General features: G+C 74.8%; 15 protein-coding genes. 8 read left to right on the top strand and 7 right to left on the bottom strand.

The window, feature by feature from the left end; translation table 11 throughout:
- Positions 1-48: 48 nt before the first annotated feature.
- A complete protein-coding gene (locus tag ABD223_RS31875) occupies positions 49-1,974 on the bottom strand; it encodes a glycoside hydrolase family 30 beta sandwich domain-containing protein (protein WP_344040359.1) in 1,926 nt (641 codons plus the stop codon).
- A 113-nt stretch (positions 1,975-2,087) separates the two neighbouring features.
- Here ABD223_RS31875 and ABD223_RS31880 point away from each other — a divergent pair, with 113 nt between their 5' ends.
- The 3 genes from ABD223_RS31880 to ABD223_RS31890 all read left to right on the top strand — a co-directional run bounded on the left by ABD223_RS31880 (position 2,088) and on the right by ABD223_RS31890 (position 7,409).
- On the top strand, positions 2,088-3,101 hold the full coding sequence (locus tag ABD223_RS31880) for a LacI family DNA-binding transcriptional regulator (protein ID WP_344040360.1): 1,014 nt from the start codon (positions 2,088-2,090) through the stop codon (positions 3,099-3,101).
- A gap of 1,083 nt (positions 3,102-4,184) precedes the next feature.
- Complete coding sequence (locus ABD223_RS31885) at positions 4,185-6,440, top strand: exo-beta-d-1,3/1,6-glucosidase (RefSeq protein WP_344040361.1); 2,256 nt, start codon at positions 4,185-4,187, stop codon at positions 6,438-6,440.
- Positions 6,441-6,560: 120 nt separating this feature from the next.
- Positions 6,561-7,409, top strand: a complete 849-nt coding sequence (locus ABD223_RS31890) for a siderophore-interacting protein (protein WP_344040362.1) — start codon at positions 6,561-6,563, stop codon at positions 7,407-7,409.
- A 65-nt stretch (positions 7,410-7,474) separates the two neighbouring features.
- Here the strand turns inward: ABD223_RS31890 and ABD223_RS31895 are convergent, their stop codons facing one another.
- A complete protein-coding gene (locus ABD223_RS31895) occupies positions 7,475-8,377 on the bottom strand; it encodes a DMT family transporter (RefSeq protein WP_344040437.1) in 903 nt (300 codons plus the stop codon).
- Between the two features lie 73 nt (positions 8,378-8,450).
- On the opposite strand from ABD223_RS31895, the gene ABD223_RS31900 reads away from it, so the two are divergent.
- A complete protein-coding gene (locus ABD223_RS31900) occupies positions 8,451-9,362 on the top strand; it encodes a LysR family transcriptional regulator (RefSeq protein WP_344040363.1) in 912 nt (303 codons plus the stop codon).
- Between the two features lie 85 nt (positions 9,363-9,447).
- Here ABD223_RS31900 and ABD223_RS31905 read toward each other — a convergent pair whose 3' ends face one another.
- A complete protein-coding gene (locus tag ABD223_RS31905; protein ID WP_344040364.1) occupies positions 9,448-9,675 on the bottom strand; it encodes a hypothetical protein in 228 nt (75 codons plus the stop codon).
- A 194-nt stretch (positions 9,676-9,869) separates the two neighbouring features.
- Between ABD223_RS31905 and ABD223_RS31910 the strand changes: the two genes are divergently transcribed.
- Entirely contained in the window at positions 9,870-11,039 is a 1,170-nt protein-coding gene (locus tag ABD223_RS31910; protein WP_344040365.1) for a cytochrome P450, read from the top strand.
- 105 nt (positions 11,040-11,144) lie between these two features.
- Positions 11,145-11,948 (top strand): Calx-beta domain-containing protein, encoded by an 804-nt coding sequence (locus ABD223_RS31915; protein WP_344040366.1) that lies wholly within the window; start codon positions 11,145-11,147, stop codon positions 11,946-11,948.
- Here ABD223_RS31915 and ABD223_RS31920 read toward each other — a convergent pair.
- Positions 11,938-14,946 carry an AfsR/SARP family transcriptional regulator gene (locus tag ABD223_RS31920; RefSeq protein ID WP_344040367.1) on the bottom strand — a complete coding sequence of 1,003 codons (3,009 nt, stop codon included), beginning with the start codon at positions 14,944-14,946 and terminating at the stop codon, positions 11,938-11,940. The two genes, ABD223_RS31915 and ABD223_RS31920, sit on opposite strands and share 11 nt — an antisense overlap.
- Positions 14,947-15,105: 159 nt before the next feature.
- Between ABD223_RS31920 and ABD223_RS31925 the strand changes: the two genes are divergently transcribed.
- Positions 15,106-16,068: a hypothetical protein gene (locus tag ABD223_RS31925; RefSeq protein ID WP_344040368.1), complete on the top strand. Its 963-nt coding sequence runs from the start codon at positions 15,106-15,108 to the stop codon at positions 16,066-16,068.
- 70 nt (positions 16,069-16,138) lie between these two features.
- Here the strand turns inward: ABD223_RS31925 and ABD223_RS31930 are convergent, their stop codons facing one another.
- The 3 genes from ABD223_RS31930 to ABD223_RS31940 all read right to left on the bottom strand — a co-directional run bounded on the left by ABD223_RS31930 (position 16,139) and on the right by ABD223_RS31940 (position 17,843).
- On the bottom strand, positions 16,139-16,924 hold the full coding sequence (locus tag ABD223_RS31930; RefSeq protein WP_344040369.1) for an HlyD family secretion protein: 786 nt from the start codon (positions 16,922-16,924) through the stop codon (positions 16,139-16,141).
- Between the two features lie 191 nt (positions 16,925-17,115).
- Positions 17,116-17,280, bottom strand: a complete 165-nt coding sequence (locus ABD223_RS31935; protein ID WP_344040370.1) for a hypothetical protein — start codon at positions 17,278-17,280, stop codon at positions 17,116-17,118.
- A gap of 182 nt (positions 17,281-17,462) precedes the next feature.
- Entirely contained in the window at positions 17,463-17,843 is a 381-nt protein-coding gene (locus ABD223_RS31940; protein WP_344040372.1) for a hypothetical protein, read from the bottom strand.
- 251 nt (positions 17,844-18,094) lie between these two features.
- On the opposite strand from ABD223_RS31940, the gene ABD223_RS31945 reads away from it, so the two are divergent.
- Positions 18,095-19,405, top strand: coding sequence for an SGNH/GDSL hydrolase family protein (locus ABD223_RS31945; RefSeq protein ID WP_344040373.1), 1,311 nt, complete (start codon positions 18,095-18,097; stop codon positions 19,403-19,405).
- Positions 19,406-19,541: the final 136 nt, after the last annotated feature.

Below are 19,541 nucleotides of genomic sequence, written 5' to 3' on the forward strand. Positions count from 1 at the left end.
GGCGGAACGGGGCGTCCCGCTCGTCGGGTGACGTGGCCTCCCGACCGGTCAGCGGTAGAGCCGGACGTCGGCCAGGCTCCACCAGTTCGGCGCGGCCGTGGTCGCGGTGATCCGGAGGTGCCGCGCCCTGGTGAGCGGCACGTCCACGGTGGTCAGCTGACCGTTCGCGGTCCCCGTGGCCAGGGTGCGCCACGTGCGCCCGTCGTCGCTCGCGGACAGCTCGTAGCCGCGCGCGAAGTCGCCCAGGGCGCCGCCGCTGTCCAGGGCGACCCGGCGGAACACCTCGCGCCCGCCCAGGTCGATCCGGAGGTGCTGGCCCGCCGCCTGCGCGGCGCCGGTGCTCCAGCGCGTGGAGGCGTCGTCGTCCACGGCCAGGCCCGGGTCCTCGCCGAGCGGGGACGTGGCCGTCGCGCCCTCCAGCGGCACCCGGTCCAGTGTGGTGCGCAGCGCCGCGCTGCGCGGCCAGGTGAACGTGGCCAGCGCGCCGCCGGGGAGGGTGTACTCGAAGGTGCGGCTGCCGACGTTGACCGCGAACGTGCGCGGGTCGTCGTTCTGGTTGTGCACGACCAGGGCGGTCGAGCCGTCGGGGTTGCGGAACGCGACGTCCATGACCTGGCCGTTCCAGCCGGTGGTGCCGAACGACGTGCTGGCGATCCGCTTCGCGCCCGGCTTCACGAACTTCGCCAGGTGGCCGATCGTGTAGTACTCGGCGTCCGCGGTGACCGAGCCGTCGGGCTGGACGGTGACCAGGCCGGTGCACGTGCCGCAGCCGCCGTTGTGCGGGCCGCCGGTGCTGTCCAGGGCGATGTTCCAGTTCACCGCCGAGCGCGCCCAGTTGCGGGTGGCGCCGATGACGACGTTGCGGGCGTGCCAGGTGAGGGTGTCGCGGAAGACCTTGGCCGGCGGGTCGGTGACGCCCTTCGAGCCGGAGCACTCGGTGAACCAGATCCCCTTGTCCGGGAACGCCTCGTGCAGCGCGGTCTGGGCGCTCGGGTCGCCGTAGTAGCAGTGGAACGCGGTGCCGGCGACCCAGCGGGACGCCCTGCCGCGCAGCACCTCGTACGGGTAGTCGGTCTCCGGGTCGGAGCCGGGCGGGGTGGCGGCGACGTCGTTGGGGTGGGTGGCCCAGTTGTGGTCGTAGGCGAGGATCTTGGTGCGCGGGCCGGCGAGCTTGAGCTTCGGGCCCAGCGCCTCGATCACCTTCACCTGCTGGGCGACCGGCATGTCGGTGCCGGGGTAGGCGTCGGGCGTGCGGTTCTGCGGCTCGTTCTGCACCGACAGGAAGTCGATCGGCACGCCCGCCGCCGCGTAGGCCTGGACGAACTTCACCAGGTACCGGGCGTAGGCGTCGTAGATCCCCGGTTCGTCCTTGAGCCGGCCGCCGACGAGCGAGCCGGTGGTCTTCATCCACGCGGGCGGGCTCCACGGCGTGCCCATGACCTTCAGCGCCGGGTTGAGCCGCTTGGCCTCGCGCAGCAGCGGCAGCACCCGCGCGCGGTCGCGGTCGATGCTGAAGTGCCGCAGGGCGAAGTCGGTCCGCCCGGCCGGGACGTCGTCGTAGGTGTAGTGCTCGGCCTCGGCGGTGAAGTCCGAGGAGCCGATCGGCTGGCGCAGGAAGCTGACGCCGATGCCGCGCACCGGGTCGAACAGCCGGCGCATGGTCTCCGCGCGCACGGCGGGCGGCAGGTCGGCGAGCAGGGCCGCCGACGAATCGGTGATCGAGGCGCCGAAGCCGTCGACCGCCTGGTAGGCGCGGTCGGGGTCGACCACGATCGTCGGGTGCGTCGACGGCTCGGCGCCGAACGCGACGCGCGGGCGCTCGGCCAGCAGTTCGGACCGGTCGGCCGCGGTGACCCACACGCGGGCCTCCACGGCGGCCCGGTCGGGGCCCTTCGCCTGCGCGGCGACCACGCCACCGCAGGTCAAGGCCACCGCGGTCATGACCGCCGCCACGCCGCGCACGGTTCTCCTCATCAGCCACCCACTTCGTGAAACAGAAGAGCAATCATGTTGGAACAACTTGTTCCGGAATGGAACACGCCACCACTGCCGCACGTCAAGGCCCTGGTCAGGAGTATGGTGATCACGTGGAGACCGATCGGCGACGGGCCAGGGTCCGCGATATCGCGGCGGAGACCGGCGTGTCCATCGCCACGGTGTCGCGCGTGCTCAACGACCACGTCAACGTCTCCCCGCGCACCCGCGAGCTGGTGCTCCGGGCCGTCGAGCGGCGGCGGGCCGAGGACGGCGGGCCGCGCACCGTCCACGTGCGGTGCCCGTACGTGCTCACCGACTACTTCGGCCTGATCGTCTCCTCGATCGCCGAGGCGCTGCGCCTGCACGGCGCGCGCGTGGTGCTGGACGCGGGCGAGTCGTCGCAGCACGCCGACACCCTCGCCGGGCTGCCCGACGAGCCGGGGGTGGCCGGGGCGGTCCTCGTCCTGCCACCCGAGGACGGTGACCGGCTCGTGGCCCTGGCCCGGCGCGGTTTCCCGTTCGTCGTGGTCGACCCCCGCACGCCACCGCCGCCGGACGTGGCCGCGGTGTCCGCCGCGCACTTCTCCGGCGCGCGCGCACTGACCGCGCACCTGGTCGAGCTGGGGCACCGGGACATCGGCGTGATCGCGGGCCCGGAGGAGTGGCTCGCGGGCGACGCGCGCACGGCGGGCCACCACGCCGCGCTGGCCAGGGTCGGCGTGCTGCCCGCCGCCGACCGGGTCCACCACGTCGAGCCCACCGCGGCCGAGGGGCTGCGGGCCGCGGGCGAGCTGCTGGACCTGCCCGACCGGCCGACCGCGATCGCCTGCTTCAACGACAAGCTCGCCGTGGGCGCGCTGCACGCCGCGTTCGACCGGGGGCTGCGCGTGCCGGAGGACCTGTCCGTGGCGGGGTTCGACGACATCGACCTGAGCCGCGCCACGCGGCCCGCGCTGACCACGGTCCGCCAGCCGCTGCGGGAGATGGGCCGCCTCGCGGTCACCCAGCTGATGCGCGTCCTGGACGGCCACCGGCCCGAGGCGCTGCACCTGGAGCTGTCCACCACGCTGGTCGTGCGCGGCTCGACGGGGCCGGCCCCGGCCCGCCGGGACCGGCCCCGCTGAGCCGGGTCGGGACCAGGTCACCGGCGGGGAGTGCACGCCGTCGACGCCGAGCAGTTCGCAGATGACCGGCGACCGGAGGGTCGGCGCGTACGCGGTCGCGAGGTCGGCCGCGGTCCCGTCGGCCTTCACGGCCTCGACGTGCTCCACCGCGATGCCGCGCCGCCAACCCGGGTGCGGGGTCGAACGGCCGCTCCCCGGCGCGCTCCAGCGGTTCCCGGGGCATCAACTGCAACATCGGGACATTGCCGATAAAGATCGCGGTGCGCGGCCAAGCGTCCTGCGCACCGCGAGTGGTGGGCCCGCGCGGGCCGGGATTCCCGGTAGGAGCGGCGAGTACCGGATCCCGGCAGACCTGCGCACGTCGTGTGTACGGGGGTGTGCGCGAAGCGGTACGCTCGTGTGCGCGACGTCCGTGGGGGAATGGCGGGCCGCGAACACCCGAAAACTCGACACGAGGTCGTCCACGTGGGGCGGGAGAGCGCTCTCCCGGGTCATGGGAGCGCTCCCATGCGCCTGGCGGAACGGCCTGTGGAGCCCCGGTCACCCCGGCGCCCCGACCAGTGACTGGAGTCCAGTGGAGAGCACCACCGAGAGACGCCGGCCGGAGCGGACCCCGCGTGCGGTGGTCGAGCGCGGTCGCGGTCTCACCGGGGTGCGCCGCCGGATCGCCGAGGCGATGGCGCCGTCCGGCCGACATGCCCGCTGAGCCGGGCCGCGTGGGGCACCCCGTGGTGGAACGGGACGTGTCGGGGCTGCTTGAGCCAGGGCCGGCTGCGCCGGGACCGGCTGCGCAACGGCTGGTCCTGCCGGCGCCGGGCGCACGGGGGCTGGTTGCGCCGGGGCGGAGCCTCTCCGGGCAGCACGCCGCCGCGCTCGGTCTTCGCCTGGCCGGCCCCCATCCGGGCGGCCCTCGCCCGCCGGTCCCCGTGCCGTGACCCGCCGCTCGCGCCCCCACCGCTCCGGCCCCTTGCGCCGGTACCGGGTCCCGCACCTGCCCTCCTCGACCACATCCGCGCGCACGCGCAGCCGCCGCACGTGCCGTGGCGATACATTCGCCGTGGCCTGGACACACCGGAGAACCACATGGATCATGACGCGCCCTTCCTCGACGCCGGCCGGTCGGTCGCGGAGCGAGTGGCCGACCTGCTGGAACGCATGACCCTGCCCGAGAAGGTGGGGCAGATGATGCAGCTGGACTCGCGGGAGGACCTGGACGACCACGTGCTGCACAAGCACGTCGGCTCGATCCTGCACACCTCGCCGGAGCGGGTCGTGCGCGCCCACGAGCTGACCGCCCGCACGCGCCTGCGCATCCCGCTGCTGGTCGCCGAGGACTGCATCCACGGTCACTCCTTCCACGAGGGCGCGACGATCTTCCCCACCCAGCTCGGCATGGCCGCGACGTGGAACCCCGACCTGGTCGGGCGCGTGGCGCGGGCCACCGCCGTCGAGGTGGCCGCCACCGGTGTGCACTGGACCTTCTCGCCCGTGCTGTGCATCGCGCGCGACCTGCGGTGGGGCCGGGTGGACGAGACCTTCGGCGAGGACCCGGTGCTCATCGGCGAGCTGGCCTCGGCGATGGTGCGGGGCTACCAGGGCGACGGGCTCGGCGACCCCACCGCCATCCTGGCCACCGCCAAGCACTTCGCGGGCTACTCCGAGACGCAGGGCGGCCGGGACGCCAGCGAGGCCGACCTGTCGCGGCGCAAGCTGCGGTCCTGGTTCCTGCCCCCGTTCGAGCGGGTCGCCCGCGAGGGCTGCCGCACCTTCATGCTCGGCTACCAGACCACCGACGGCGTGCCGATCACGGTCAACTCCTGGCTGCTCGACGAGGTGCTGCGCGGCGAGTGGGGCTACACCGGCACGCTGGTCACCGACTGGGACAACGTCGGCCGCATGGTGTGGGAGCAGCGGGTGCAGCCCGACTACGCCCACGCCGCCGCTGCGGCGGTCACCGCCGGCAACGACATGATCATGACCACGCCGGGTTTCTTCGAGGGCGCGCTGCAAGCGGTCGAGCTGGGCCTGCTCGCCGAGTCCGACCTGGACCGGGCCGTGGCCCGCATCCTGACCCTGAAGTTCGAGCTGGGCCTGTTCGAGGACCCCCGCCACCCCGACGCCGAGCGGCAGCGGACCGTGATCGACCACCCCGACCACGCCGCGCTCAACCTGGAGGTGGCCCGGCGCTCGCTGGTGCTGCTGCGCAACGACGGCGCCCTGCCGCTGGCGGGTGGGGACCGGCCCCGCCGGGTCGCGGTCGTCGGGCCGCTGGCCGACGACGCCCAGACCCAGCTCGGGGACTGGGCCGGCTCGTCGGGGCAGGCCGACTGGCTGCCGGACGGCCAGCCGCGCGAGATGATCACCACGGTGCTCGACGGCCTGCGCGACCTCGTGCCCGACGGGTGGGAGGTGGTCCACGCCAGGGGCGCGGACATCCTCTCCCTGGCCCCGGACCCGGAGGGCGACACGTTCCCCGACGGCCAGCCCCGGCCGCAGGTGGTCGTGCCCTGCCCGCCGGACGAGGCCCTGATCGCCGAGGCCGTCGCCGCCGCGCGCGACGCCGACTGCGTGGTCGCCGTCGTGGGCGACCGCATCGAACTGGTCGGCGAGGGCCGCTCCACCGCCACCCTGGACCTCGTCGGCGGCCAGATCGCCCTGCTCGACGCCCTCGCCGCGACGGGCACCCCGCTGGTCGTGGTCCTGCTGGCCTCCAAGCCGCTGGTGCTGCCCGCCTCGGCGATGGGCGCGGCCGCGCTGCTGTGGGTGGCCAACCCCGGCATGAAGGGCGGGCAGGCCGTCGCCGAGGTGCTGCTCGGCCGCGTCGAGCCCAGCGGTCGCCTGCCGATCTCCTTCGCCCGCCACGTCGGCCAACAGCCCATCTACTACAACCAGGTCCGGGGCCAGCACGGCGCGCGCTACGCCGACCACACCCAGGACCCGGCGTTCGCCTTCGGCGAGGGCCTGTCCTACACCGAGGTCGAGTACGCCGACCTCGGCGTGGAGACCGCGGTCCTCGGGCCCGACGACCGAATCCGGGCCGCCGTCACCGTGCGCAACACGGGCGCCCGTCCCGTCCGCGAGACGGTGCAGGCCTACATCAGCGACACCGTCACCTCCGCCAGCTGGGCCGACAAGGAGCTCAAGGCGTTCCGCCAGGTCGACCTGGAACCGGGGGAGACCGCGACGGTGCGGCTCGACCTCCCGGTCGCCGACTGCGCCATCGTCGACGCCGAGGGGCGCCGGGTGGTCGAACCGGGGGAGTTCGCGCTGCTCGTCGGCCCGTCGTCCCGGGACTCGGCGCTGCTGCGGGTCGGCTTCACGGTGAAGAGCCCCGCCTGACGGCCCGGTGGTCCCCGGTCCCGCCTCGCGGAACCGGGGACCACCCGAACGACTATGGTTAGGCTAACCTCTCCGGCAGGTCGCCCACGACGGCGCCCGACCGGCGAGAGGGGAGCGCCCATGACGTCCACCGCCGCGGAGGTCGAGCCCTACGCCCACTGCGACGCGGAGGTGCTGGCGGTCAGGCGGATCGGCGGGAGCCTGGTGCGGGTGACCTTCGGCGGCCCCGGGCTGCGCGACATCACGTCCAGCGGTCCCGACCAGCGGATCAAGGTTTTCCTGCCCCGGGACGGCGAGGCGGGGCCGCGCGTGCCGACCGGGCCCGACTGGTACGACCGCTACCGGGCGCTGCCGGAGCCGGAGCGACCGGTCATGCGGACCTACACGATCCGCTCGGCCCGCGCCGGCGAGATCGACGTGGACTTCGTGCGGCACGGCGACGTCGGACCGGCCTCCCGGTGGGCGGGCCGGGTCGCGCCGGGGCAGCGCGTGGTGATCTACGGCCCCGACGGCCGCTTCCCCGGTTACCGCGAGGGCGCGCGGCTCGGCGCGGACTACGCGCCGCCCGCCGACACCGCCTGGCAGTTGATCGCGGGTGACGAGACCGCGCTGCCGGCGGTCGGCGGCATCGTCGAGTCCCTCCCGCCGGGTGCGGTGGCGCAGGTCTACCTGGAGGTGCCGACCGAGGACGACCGCCTCGACCTGGCCCGCGGGCCAGGGGTGTCCGTGCGCTGGCTGGTGCGCGGCGCCGGCGAGGTCCACGGCGCGGCGCTGGCGGCCGCGGTGCGCGCCGCGCGGCTGCCGGACGAACCGGGTTACGCCTGGCTGGCCGGTGAGTCGGGCGTGGTGCGCGACCTGCGCCGGCACCTCGTGCGCGACCGGGGCCTCGACCGCGGGCGCGTCTACTTCGGCGGGTACTGGCGCAGGGGCAAGTCCGAGGACGCGCCGCACGAGCCCGTCGACGACTGAGCCCGCCGACTGAGCCTGCCGACTGAGCCCGCCGACGAGGGCCGCGGGGCCGGGATCGCGGCGCTTCAGCGCCGCGCCTTGCCGACGAACGCCACGGACCCGAGCACGACCGCGCAGCCCGCCAGCTGCAACGCGCTCGGCCGCTCCCCGAGCAGCGCGACGCCGAGCAGGACCGCGCCCACCGGCTGCACCAGCATCAGCGTCGCGCCGGTCGAGCTGGACATCCGCGGCAGGGCGGCCGAGATCAGCACCCACCCGACGACCTGCCCGATCAGCGCGAGCGCCAGCAGCCACCCCAGGGCGGGCCACCCCGGCGTCAGGTCCAGCCGGTCGGTGGGCACGCCGATGGCCGCGGCGACGACGCCCGCGGACACCGTGGCCAGGCACAGCGTGTGCTCCCGCGCGCCGGGCCCGGTGCTGTGCCGGATCAGCAGCAGGTAGGCGGAGTAGCCGACGCCCGCGCCCAGCGCGAGCACCGCGCCCAGCACCGGGTCCGGGCCGAACGCGGGCGTCCCGGCCAGCCCGCCCGCCAGCACGATGCCGCCCAGCAGCACGGGCGCCGAAACCAGGAACCGCTTCGGCGGCCGCTCGCCGTGCACCAGGAACGCCACGGCGGGCACGATGACCACCTGCACCGACAGGATCACCGTCGCCACCCCGGCGCCGACGCGCGCGATGGACTCGCCCCAGAGCACGAAGTCCACGCCGAGCCCGACCCCGGCCAGCAGCGGCAGCAGCACCCGGCGGCGCCCCGTGCCGCGCCTGCGCTCCAACCACACCAGCGCCAGCAGCACCGGCAGCGCCAGCAGGCAGCGCCAGAACGCGCTGGTGCTGCCGCTGGTCCCGGACACCTTGATGAACACCGACGACAGGGCGACGCAGCAGCTGCCCGCGGCGGCGAGCAGCGCCGGGCTGACCCGGGGCGACGCGGGGCGCGCCACGGCGGGGCGGTGTTCGGTGGTGGTCACGACCTCAGCCTCGACGTCCCGATCGTCAAGCACCAGCGAATGTTCCTGCACGGAACCCGGTAGCATCCCTTCCGTGTTCGGCCTGGAGCGGATGCGCGCGCTGCACACCGTGGCGACCCACGGGACGGTGGCCGCGGCGGCCTCCGCGCTGCACGTGACCCCGTCCGGGGTGTCCCAGCAGCTCGGCAAGCTGGAGCGGGAGGCCGGGCAGCGGCTGCTGGAGCCGCACGGCCGCAGCGTCCGGCTCACCACGGCCGGGCACGTGCTGGCCCGGCACGCCGAACGCATCCTGGCCCAGGTCGAGCAGGCCCGCGCGGACCTGGAGCTGCTGCGCGAGGACGTCACCGGCACGGTGCGCGTCGGCGCCATCCCCACCACGGTGCACGCCCTGCTGCCGCCGGCGCTGGCGCTGCTGCGCGACCGCCACCCCGGCCTCGCGGTGACGCTGGAGGAGGGCGAGGCGGAGGAGACCCTGCCGAGGATCGTGGCCGGCGGGCTCGACGTGGCCGTGCTGGACAGCTGGGAGCACCGGCCGGCGACCGTGCCGCCGACCCTGTCGCGCACGACCCTGCTGCACGACGTGGCCGACCTGGCGCTGCCCGCGTCCCACCGGTTGGCGCACCGCAAGGTCGTGGACCTCGCCGAGGTCGACGACCTGCCGTGGATCGGCTGGAGCGCGGGCTCCGGCTGCTTCGACTGGCTCACCCGCGTGCTGCGCGACCACGGCCCGGACGCCCGGATCAGCTGCGCCATCGGCAACTACCCCACCCAGCTGGCCCTGGTCGCGGGCAACGTGGGGGCCGCCGTCGTCCCGCGCCTCGGCCGGGACTCGGTGCCCGACGGCGTGCGCGTCCTGGCCACCCGCCCGGCGCTCAACCGCACGATCCACGCCGTGACCCGGGCCGAGGACGCCGACCGCGGCGTGGTCCGCGCCTGCGTGGACGCGTTCACCTCCGCCGCGGACCGCTTCCAGCACCTCGTCTGACCGCCGCCACCCGCGACGCCTCGTGCCACCGGGCCGTCCGCGTCCTCGTGCCGGAGCCGCCCGCCCGGCTCACCGCGCCCGCGGGTCAGGTCAGGAAGACCCAGTAGAGGTCCCAGGCGCCGTTCTTCGGGTCGCAGACGTAGTAGTCCACGTCCCAGGGCCGGTGCTCGTCCGCCCAGGCGTGGCACCCCTGCGCCGTCGGGTGGGTGGAGACGTACTGCCAGTAGTCCATCGGTGCGGCTTGGGCGGGCGCCGCGGGGGAGGCCGCGGCCGCCCCCAGTGCGACGGCAGCCGCCAGAACCAGTGCTCGCATGGTCCACCCCTCTGTCGGAAAACGCTTTCCACTTGACGGCGGCCCGATCACGATACGCTCACGGGGGTCCACTCGTTGAGGTGGGAACGCTCCGCCGGACGGGTCGTTCGGGCGAGGGCCTCCTTGTTGGCTGCGGGTTCCCGCAATAGCGTCGCCCGCGTCGACGATGCGGTGGAACGACCACGGGGGTCGCCATGACCGTCCAGTTGCCCTTCACCCAGCGGCACCCGCTCCGGGTCTCGCCCGAGCTGACCGCGCTGATCGGCAGTGGGGCCGCGCACCGGGTGCGCACGGTCGTCGGTGACGAGGCGTGGCTGGTCACCGACTACGACGAGGTCCGCGCCCTGCTGTCCGACGACCGCCTGGGCCGCGCCCACCGCGCGCCGGAGACGGCCGCCCGCGCGGGCGCGTCGGCGCTGTTCGGCGGGCCGATGGGCGATTTCGACACCGAGCGCGTCGACCACCTCCGGTTGCGGCGCCTGCTCCAGCCGCACTTCACGCCCCGCCGCATGCGCGCCATCCAGCCGCGCGTCGAGGCCCTCGCCGAGGAGCTGGTCGAGGACGTGGCGCGGGCGACGCCGCCGGTCGACCTGCACCGGGCGCTCGCGCTGCCGCTGCCGATCCTGGTGATCTGCGAGCTGATCGGTGTGCCCTACGCCGACCGGGACGACTTCCGGGCGTGGAGCGACGCCACCGGGGACATCCGCGACGCGGCCCGTTCGCTGGACGGGCTGGGCAAGCTCTACGAGTACGGCAGGGGCCTCGTGGCCCGCAAGCGCCGGGAGCCCGCCGAGGACGTGCTCTCGTGGCTGGCGGCGGCCGAGGACGTCGGCGACGAGGAAGCCGCGGTGCTGGCGATGGGGTTGCTGTTCGCGGGCCACGAGACGACCGTCGTGCAGATCGGCATGGGCGCGCTGGGGTTGTTGGCGAACCCGGACCAGTGGCGGGCGCTGCGGGACGACCCCTCCCTGGTGCCGGGCGCGGTGGACGAGATCATGCGGATCCCGGGGATCAGCGGGGGAGGGGTGCCGCGGTACGCGCGGGTGGACCTGGAGATCGGCGGTGCGGAGGTCAAGGCGGGCGACCTGGTGCTGCTGGACATCGGCGCGGCGAACCACGACCCGGAGGTGTTCCCGGACCCGGACCGGGTGGACGTGACCCGCCGCGCGGCCCACCACCTGTCGTTCGGCCACGGGATCCACTACTGCATCGGCGCGCCCCTGGCCCGCCTGGAGTTGCAGGCGGTCTTCTCCCGGCTGCCGGCCCGGTTCCCGACGATGGGGTTGGCCGTACCGCCGGAGGAGTTGGGGATGAGGCGGGACGCCCTCACCGGGGGTGTGACGGCGCTGCCCGTGACGTGGTGAGGTCGTCCGGGGCTCCGGTGCGCAACCGGTTCACAACCCGTGCCCGGTAGGCAGTGGGAGGGAGCGGGCGCGGGGAAGCGGCCCGCGCGAGCTTGGGGTTGGTGCATGAGGAAGACGATGACGTGGGTCCTCGCGCTGCTGTTGCCGTTGGGGCTCGTCGTGCCGGGCGCGGGTGCGGCGGGCGCCGCTTGCGCGCCGGCGGCGGTGGAGGTCGGGGACGTGGCGCAGGCCGAGGGCACGGGTGGGGCCGCGGTGTTCCGGTTCCCGGTCTCGGTGGTGGCGGCGCCGGGGTGCCGGGCGACGGGTTCGGTGCGGTACCGCACGGTCGACGGGGTGTCGGCGGATCGCGACCCGGCGTTGGCGGGGTCCGACTACACGGCCGCGTCCGGGGTGTTGAGCTGGTCGGACGACACGGCGACCAGGTACGTCACGGTCGCCGTGTCGGCTGATGCCCGGTCCGAGCTGGTCGAGGTGTTCTGGGTGTCGCTCGACCAGCCGTCCGGTGTGGTGGTCACCGGGCGCAGCGGCGCGGGGTGGATCGGTGACGACGATTCACCGTCGGTTCGTGGTTGTCCGCCGGAGGACCCGTTCTGCGATGGGGTGTTGTCCACCGAGGGCACGGGTGTGTGTTGGCGGGGCACGTGCTCGGCGAGCACGCACTTCTCGGTGCCGTCCGCCGGTGTTCGGCACGTGGGTGTGCGGACGTTGGACAGCGGTGTCGCGGATCCCGGTTACGTGCCGATCGAGGGGGTGACGCTCGTGGTGCCGCCCGGTGCGCGTCGGGCCGTCGTGCGGTTCACCATCACCGCGCCACCGGGGCGGGAGGTGCGCATCCCGGTGGAGTTCTACTCGCCCTCGTCGGGCACGCCGGGGAACATGCGCACCGTGTTGACCCTGGTCAAGAGCTGACGACCGGTCCGGCCAGGGCTTCGGCCTCGGTCGCCGCGCCCTCCTGCCGGTACAGCCCGATCGCCTGGGCCCGGTGGGAGGCCGCGGCGGCACCGTTGCCGAGTCGTTCCTCCAACTCGGCCAGGTCGCGGTGGACGGTGGCGTGCTCGTAGCCGTCGGGGACGGTGCGGCGGACCGCGAGCGCGGCTTCCAGGTGCTCGCGGGCGCCGGTGGTGTCGTCACGACCGAGGCAGGCCTGGCCGAGGCGGTCCAGTGCGACGGCTTCGACGTGCGGGTAGCGGTGTTCGCGGCTGATGGCGAGCGCGAGTTCGAACTGCTCGGCCGCGGTGGTGAAGTCGGCGCGCAGCAGGTGGACGGCGCCGGTGTGCAGGAGGGTTTCCATCTCCATCCAGACGTAGCCGGTGCTGCGGGTGAGCCGCAGGGCCTGGGCGAGGGTGGTCAGCGCGCGTCGGTGGTCGCCGAGCGCCATGTGGGCTTCGCCGAGGGTGTCGAGCGTGGCGGCTTCGAGGCGGGGCGCGTCGAGCCGGCGGAAGCGGGTGAGGGCGTCGAGCAGCGGTTCGAGGGCTTCCCGGGCGCGGCCGGTGCGGACGAGGGTGTTGCCGAGGTTGCGCTGGGAGAGGGCGAGCCCGAGGTGGTTGCCCGCCGATCGGCAGCGGGCGACGGCCATGCGGTGCGCGGTGACCGCTTCGTCGAAGCGGCGCAGTTCGGCGTAGGTGTTGGCGAGGTTGTTGTAGACGTGGCCCTCGCCGTCGAGGTCTCCGGCGGCGCGGGCGGCCTGGAGGGCCAGGGCGTGCGTGTCCAGCGCTTCGCGCAGTCGTCGGGTCATGTAGTGGGCGACACCGAGCGCGCGGAGCATCTCGGCTTCGGCGAGGGGGTCGCCGAGCTCGCCGGCCGCGGCGGCGCCCTGCCGGCACAGCTCGACGCGTTCGGGCCAGTGGCCGGTGGCGTCGTAGAAGCTGGTGAGCAGGTAGGTGAACTGCCAGGCGGCGGTCAGCCGGCCGGTTTCGCGGGCGAAGCGGGCGACGGGGACGAGGTTGGGCCGTTCGGCTTCGAGGAGGGCGAGCGCGCCCTGTCGGTCGGGCAGGGGTGGCAGCTGCGGCGCGGGGTGGCGGGGTGTGGGCGTCACCAGGTCGCGGCGGGGGTCGAGCAGGCGGTTGGCGCGGTCGGCCACCAGGAGGTACCAGTCCACGAGGCGGTGGCCGACCTCGGCGGTGGTGGCGGGTGTCTCGTCCTCGCGGGCTCGCTGCCGGGCGAACTCGCGGATCAGGTCGTGGAACCGGTAGTGGTCGGTCCCGACCGCCGTGATGAGGTGCGCCGCGCGCAGCTCCTGCGCGGCGGCGCGGCCGGTGTCGAGCGGCACGCCGCACAGGGCCGCGCCGAGTGAGGCGGTGAACGTGGTCCCGGGTGCGAGGCCGAGCAGTCGGAACATGCGGGTCTGGGTCAGTTCCAGGGGGAGGTAGGCGCTGGTGAGGACGGTGCGCACGGTGCGGCTGTCGCCGTCGAGGGCGAGGGCGCCGAGCCGGTCGGCGCCGGCGAGCTCGGCGGCCAGCCCGGCGATCGGCGCGGCGGGCTCGCCGGTCAGGCGGGCGGCGGCGATGCGCAGCGCGAGCGGCATGCCGCCGCACAGGCGGGCGAGGCGGGCGGTCGGTCCGCGTTCGCGTTCCACCCGGCGGGCGCCGAGCACGCGGGTGAGCAGGGCGACCGAGGAGCGGTGCTCCAGCACGTCCAGGAGCAGCGGCCGCACGGCGCAGCGGGCGGCGAGGGCGGCGGGTGACCGCCTGCTGGTGACCAGGAGGCGGCTGCCGCCGGCGCCGGGGACGAGCGGCAGCACCTGGTCGACGGGTCCGGCGTCGTCGGCGACGACGAGGCACCGCTTGCCGCGCAGCAGGGACCGGTAGAGCGCGGCGCGTTCGGCGGTCTCGCCCGGCACCCGGTCCTCGGGCAGGCCCAGGCTGCGCAGCAGGTGGGCGAGGGCGTCGGCGGCGGTGACGGCGCGGCGCGCGTCGTGGCCGCGCAGGTCGAGGAACACCTGGCCGTCGGGGAACCGGTGCGCGACCCGGTGGGCCCACTCGACGGCCAGCGCGGTCTTGCCCATGCCGGCGGCGCCGGACACCACCACCACGGGCTGGTCGTCCCCCGGCTCGTCGAGGACCCGGTCGAGTTCGGCCAGTTCGTCGTCGCGGCCGGTGAAGTAGCCGGCGCGGGCCGGGAGCTGCGCGGGTCCGGCGGCGACCGCCCGCGGGCCGCTCAGCGCGGGGTCGCGGCGCACGACCGCGCTGTGCAGGGCGAGCAGCCGGGGTCCCGGCTCCACGCCCAGTTCCTCGGCGACCCGGCGGCGGGCGCGGTGCAGCGCGGCGAGCGCCTCGGCGTGGCGCCCGCAGCGGTACAGCGCCAGCACGTGCAGTTCGACCAGGCCTTCGCGCGCGGGGTGCTCGGCGAGCAGCCGGGGCAGGTGCTCCGCGGCCTCGACGTGGTGGCCCGCCCGCAGCTCGGCGTCCCACCGGCCCTCCAGGGCCGACAGCCGCAGCTCGTGCAGCCGCTCGACCTCGCGCAGCCCCCAGCCCGACAGCGGCGCGTCGGCGAACGGCTCGCCCCGCCACAGCTCCGCGGCCTCCCGGAACGCCGCCAGCGCGCCGGCGACCGAGCCCAGCTCCGCGTCCCGTGCCGCCGCCCGGACCTGCTGCTCGAACCGCAGGGCGTCCACCAGCTCGGGCGGCACGTCCAAGGCGTAGCCGGGGTTGCTGGTGCGCAGCACCGGACCGAACCCGGAGGCGTCCAAGGCTCGTCGCAGGCGCGCCACGTGGCTGTGCAGCGTGCGCACGGCGGTGCGCGGCGGGTGCTCGCCCCAGACCGCGTCCACCAGCCGCTCCACCGGCAGCACCTGCCCGGCGTGCAGGGCCAGCAGCCCGAGCACGACCCGCTGCCGCGCGCCCCGCAGCGCCGCCGGGCCCGCCGGGCCGATCGCGCGCACGGGGCCGAGGACGCCCAGCTCGCCCACGCCGACCCCTTCCTCCCCCACAAGGACAACCGAGCGTAATCAGTCATGTCGGCTCCGCGATACGGCTGACCAGCCGAAGGTCGCCGCGGTCCGCAACCGGTTCACAACCGGCGCGTCGCAGCCTCGTCCGGCCATTGCCCAACCGGAAGGTGAGGACCCATGCACAGCACATCGTCCAGACGCCGGGGCGCCCTGCTCGCCCTGCTCGTCGCGACCCTCGCGGCCGCGTTCCTGACCGGTCCGTCCGGCGCCCAGGCGGCGCCGGTGACCCCTGACGTCTTCATGCGCGACAACCCGGGCGACACCGGGGCCGAGCCGGGCGCCGGTGACATCTGGCAGAGCCCGGACATCGTCATCTGCGCCACGCCGTCGAAGTGCCTGGCGGACGTGGTGATCACGCCGGGCCAGACCTACTACATCTTCGTCACCGCGTACAAGAACGGCCAGGGCGACGTCCCCGGCGTGCTCCGCCTGTACCACACCAAGGCGGGCGGGAACGTCTCGTGGCCGTCGGGCTGGCAGGAGATCGGCGCGCACGGCACCACCATCACCGCGAGCACGCACACGTTCATGTTCCAGTGGACCGTGCCGAGCGACTGGCGGCACTACTGCCTGCTGGCCCGCTGGGAGTCGACCGCGGACCCGATGACCTTCGCGGAGGGGCCCAGCACGGAGGACAACACGCGGAGCAACAACAACATCGTGTGGCACAACGTGGTGACGGCCGGCACCACGGCGAACGGCAACGTCCTGGCCGACTTCATGGTCGGCAACCCGTTCGGGGGCGCCGCGCAGGTCGGCCTGGCCGTCACGCCGGCCGGTGAGCCGTTCGTCGGTCCCGGCCGCGTCGTGGTCGACCTGGGCGCGACCCTGTTCGAGCGCTGGCGCGCCGGCGGCGGGCAGGCCGTCGGCGTGCGCCAGGTCGGGACGACCCAGTTCCAGGTGGTGGACCCTAAGCTGGCGAGGTTCAGCGGCCTGCAACTCAGGGGCGGTGAGCGGTTGCCCGTCCAGCTCGTGTTCACCGGCGCCGCGGAGGCCAGTGGCAAACCGGTCAACGTGTTCCAGACCGATGCCCAGGGCGTCGACCGCGGCGGCGTGCAGTACCGCTTGACCTTCCGCTAGGACCCCCGGCAGGGCGGGGGAGGCCTCCGCGGTGCGCCCGCCGGCACCGCGGAGGCCGTGGCGCGCTGGCTCAGCCGACCGGCGGGGCCGTGGTGGTGGGGAAGGCTGTGGTGGTGGTGGGGTGCTCGGTGGTGTTCGGAGTGGTGCTTGGCGTGGTGCTGGTGGGCACGGTGCTGGTGGGGTAGGTGGTGCTGCCCGGCGTCGTCGGGGTCGCCGTGGGGGTGGGAATCGTCGTGGACGTGGGTGTCGGGCGGATCGATGGGTAGTCCTTGCACCCCGGCTTGTCGGCCAGCTGCTTCTTCGCGTCGGCGATCCGCTGCTCCACCTGCTGCCGTTCGAGCTGCGCGACCTCCCAGGCCGTCTTGGCGCGGTCCAGCTCCTCGCGCGACACCGCGCCGCTGTCGGCCAACCTGAGCATGGCGTCGTAGTGGGCCTTCGCCAGCCGCTCCAGCTCCTGGCGCAGGGCCAGCTCGTCGAGCAGGCGGTTGAGCTCCAGCGACAGCGAGACGCACTCCTTCTTCGGGTCGTTGCCCAGCCCGTTGCGGCACGCGGCCTCGGCGTACTTGGCGTTGTTCAGCGCGATGGCGGCCTGGTGCAGCGCCTTCTCGGCGGCGCGCAGCTCGCTCGCCGAGGCGGCGTTGCGGTCGAACAGGGCCTTGATCCGGTCGTAGTGGCGCTTGGCCTGGTCGTGCAGCAACTGCTGCTTGTCGACCTCCATCTTCTCGACGAGGCAGGCGCCGGCGTTGGGCGGCACCTGCGGGTAGGGCGTGGTCGGCGGCACGGGGGCGGCCAGGGCGACGGTCGCCGCCGCGACGACGGCGACCACGGGTAACAGGATGCGGAGCAGGGTCCTCACGGTGTCCTCCTGGGATTCCCGGCCGGGTCGGGCCCGCCGGAGCGATGCGACGGTAGGGGAACACCGGAGGACGCCGACAGGCTCCGGCCGCCACTTCCGCAGGTCGGCGCGCCGAGCCGGTTCAGGTTCCCGTAGTCGACGTCGTGCCCGACCGGGGGCGCCGGTCGGGCACGACGTCGTCCCGGGCGGTGCTAGGCGAGGGACAGGTGGAGCAGGGCGAGCAACGGGCCGGGACCGGCCAGCAGGCCGAGGCCCACGACGCCGTGGAGCGGCCTGTCCTTGACGAACATGGTCACCATCAGGCCGATCGCGGCGAGGACCACGGCGATCAGCAGCACGAGCACGACAACGGACATGTGCGCGAAACCCTTCGGGGGACGCCCGCGACCAGGCCGGTCACCCGTCGGCGCTCACCGCCACCGGCGCGCGGTGACGGCCGCCGACCGGTCCGGCACGGCGGGGGCACGGGAAACCGACGGCGCCGCCGGGGCCCGGGGCGCGGGCGCGGCGGGCGCGTCGAGAACGGGTCGGGTCCTGGTCACCCGAGGGGCGGCGCGCGGCTCGACCGCGGCGTCGGCACGGCGGTCGCGGGCGGGGCGCCGCCGGACGCGTCGAGGGGCGACCGGCCCCGCAGGGCGCACCGGCCGGTGACCCGCCCGCACGTCACCCACCAGGTGTCGGGGTGCGGCGCGGCCTGCACGTGCCGCACCGCCACCGACAGCCGCAGCCAGTCGTGGCGGTCGTCGTGCATCGACGGCTCGGACGACGCCGACCAGCCGCTCACCGGGAGCGGTCCCGCGTGACCGCCGGCGCCACGTGGCACCACGCCGGCGGAGGCGCCGAGCACGAGCAGCACCGGGAGCAGGAACAGCACCGGGAGCAGGAGCCAGGACCGGCTCGCCCTCGTCGCTGCCCGCACCTGTTCGCCCTCTCACCGCGTCACCGGAACCCGGCCCAGCCTACGTGCGGCCGTGCCCGTCGATGTCGCGGTGGGCTGCCCGGCCCGGCCCGGGGGCGCGGTCCTGGGACCGGTGTCGGGCAGGGCCGGGCGTCGAGGGGCGGGCGTCCGCACGCCCGTCAACGCCGTTCCGGGAATTCCCTTCGGTCTTGACCTGGAGGGCGGAGTTGAAGACATTTCACGTCAGTCCGACTGTCAACGAGGAGGTCGTGATGTTCCCGCTTCGACGTCCAGTGCTGGTGGCGGTGCTCGTCGCCGCGCTCGGCTGGTCCGCAACGGCGGTCGCCGGCGCCGCCCCCGGCACGAGATCCCCGGACGCGGCCGCCGCGCAGTCCGCCACCGCGCAGTCCGCCACCGCGCCGTCCACCGCCGCGCTGCCCACCGCCGCCGTCGCGATCGGCGACAGCTTCATCAGCGGCGAGGGGGCGGGCAGCTACCTCCCGGTGACCGACGTCAACGGCGTCGCGCAGGGCTTCCCCGGCTGGTCCGCGCCGAACTCCAACGCCTTCTTCTGCCACCGCTCGGCCAACGCGTCCCTGCTCAAGGCGGATCTGCCGGGCATCCAGGCCAGGTTCAACCTCGCCTGCTCCGGCGGCCAACCGCACGACGTGGCGAACGCCTCGGGCAACCGCGAGAAGGGCCGCGCGGTCGCCTCCCAGCTCGACCAGCTCCGCGCGGTCGCGGGCGCCCACGACATCGACCTGGTCCTGGTCGGCCTCGGCTCGAACAACAGCTCGTTCACCTTCGGCGACGTGGCCACGCTGTGCGCGAACCGGTTCATCGCCGACGCCTGGACCGGCTGGTGGGAGTTCTGGGCCGGCGACCCGCCGCAGGCGCCGTGCGCGGTGTCCGACCTGGCCACCGAGGAGGAGATCGCCGCGGCCACCACCGAGACCACCGCGGCGCTGCGGCAGCTGCTCACCACCCTGGCCCAGGTCGACGCCGACGGGCGGCACCGCGTCGTCTTCCAGGACTACACCAACCCGCTGCCGCTCGACATCGCGGCCCAGTACCACGAGGAGGAGGGGCGCGACGACACCCGCGACAAGTTCCGCGCCCTCGGCGCCGAGCGGTACGCGGCGGGGTGCCCGGTCCACCGGGCCAGCCTCGCACCGGGCCACGTGTTCTCCAGCCGGCTGGGCACCGTGGTGCAGGGTTCGCACGCCGCGCTGTCGGCCGAGTTCCCGGCCGCCGACCTGGTCTACCTCAACGTGCAGCGCGCGTTCGACGGCGCGCGGCTGTGCGAGCGGGACGACAGCCCGGCCAACGCCCTGGCCACCCCGATCCGGCTCCAGGACGGCCCGAGCGGCACGTTCCTCACCAGCCTGTCCGGCTACGACAAGATCGCCGTGCAGCGGATCGCCAACACCTGCGCGACCCACTTCCAGACCTGCCAGGAGTCGTGGCACCCCAACGCCGCCGGTCACGCGGTGCTGGGCCGCTGCCTCACCGGAGCCGCCGCCACGACCACCCGCGCGGTCGCGTGCGCCCGCTCCGCCGACGGGAACATCACCGTGGGCTGACCAGCCACCCCGACCCCGCAGGACCCGGGCGCCGCCCGGTCGCGCCCACCGCGACCGGGCGGCACCCGCGCACGTGCCCGCCTGAACCTCTTCCGCACGATGATCCCGCCCGGCCCCGCCCGCCCGGCCTCGCCCC

Origin of the sequence: Saccharothrix xinjiangensis (genome assembly GCF_039527585.1) — a bacterium.
GTDB classification, from domain to species: Bacteria; Actinomycetota; Actinomycetes; order Mycobacteriales; family Pseudonocardiaceae; genus Actinosynnema; species Actinosynnema xinjiangensis.

Coding starts and splice junctions, on each gene's coding strand:
- ABD223_RS31875 (WP_344040359.1), bottom strand. CDS start 1,974: ATGAGGAGAACCGTGCGCGGCGTGGCGGCGGTCATGACCGCGGTGGCC.
- ABD223_RS31885 (WP_344040361.1), top strand. CDS start 4,185: ATGGATCATGACGCGCCCTTCCTCGACGCCGGCCGGTCGGTCGCGGAG.
- ABD223_RS31890 (WP_344040362.1), top strand. CDS start 6,561: ATGACGTCCACCGCCGCGGAGGTCGAGCCCTACGCCCACTGCGACGCG.
- ABD223_RS31905 (WP_344040364.1), bottom strand. CDS start 9,675: ATGCGAGCACTGGTTCTGGCGGCTGCCGTCGCACTGGGGGCGGCCGCG.
- ABD223_RS31910 (WP_344040365.1), top strand. CDS start 9,870: ATGACCGTCCAGTTGCCCTTCACCCAGCGGCACCCGCTCCGGGTCTCG.
- ABD223_RS31915 (WP_344040366.1), top strand. CDS start 11,145: ATGAGGAAGACGATGACGTGGGTCCTCGCGCTGCTGTTGCCGTTGGGG.
- ABD223_RS31925 (WP_344040368.1), top strand. CDS start 15,106: ATGCACAGCACATCGTCCAGACGCCGGGGCGCCCTGCTCGCCCTGCTC.
- ABD223_RS31935 (WP_344040370.1), bottom strand. CDS start 17,280: ATGTCCGTTGTCGTGCTCGTGCTGCTGATCGCCGTGGTCCTCGCCGCG.
- ABD223_RS31945 (WP_344040373.1), top strand. CDS start 18,095: ATGTTCCCGCTTCGACGTCCAGTGCTGGTGGCGGTGCTCGTCGCCGCG.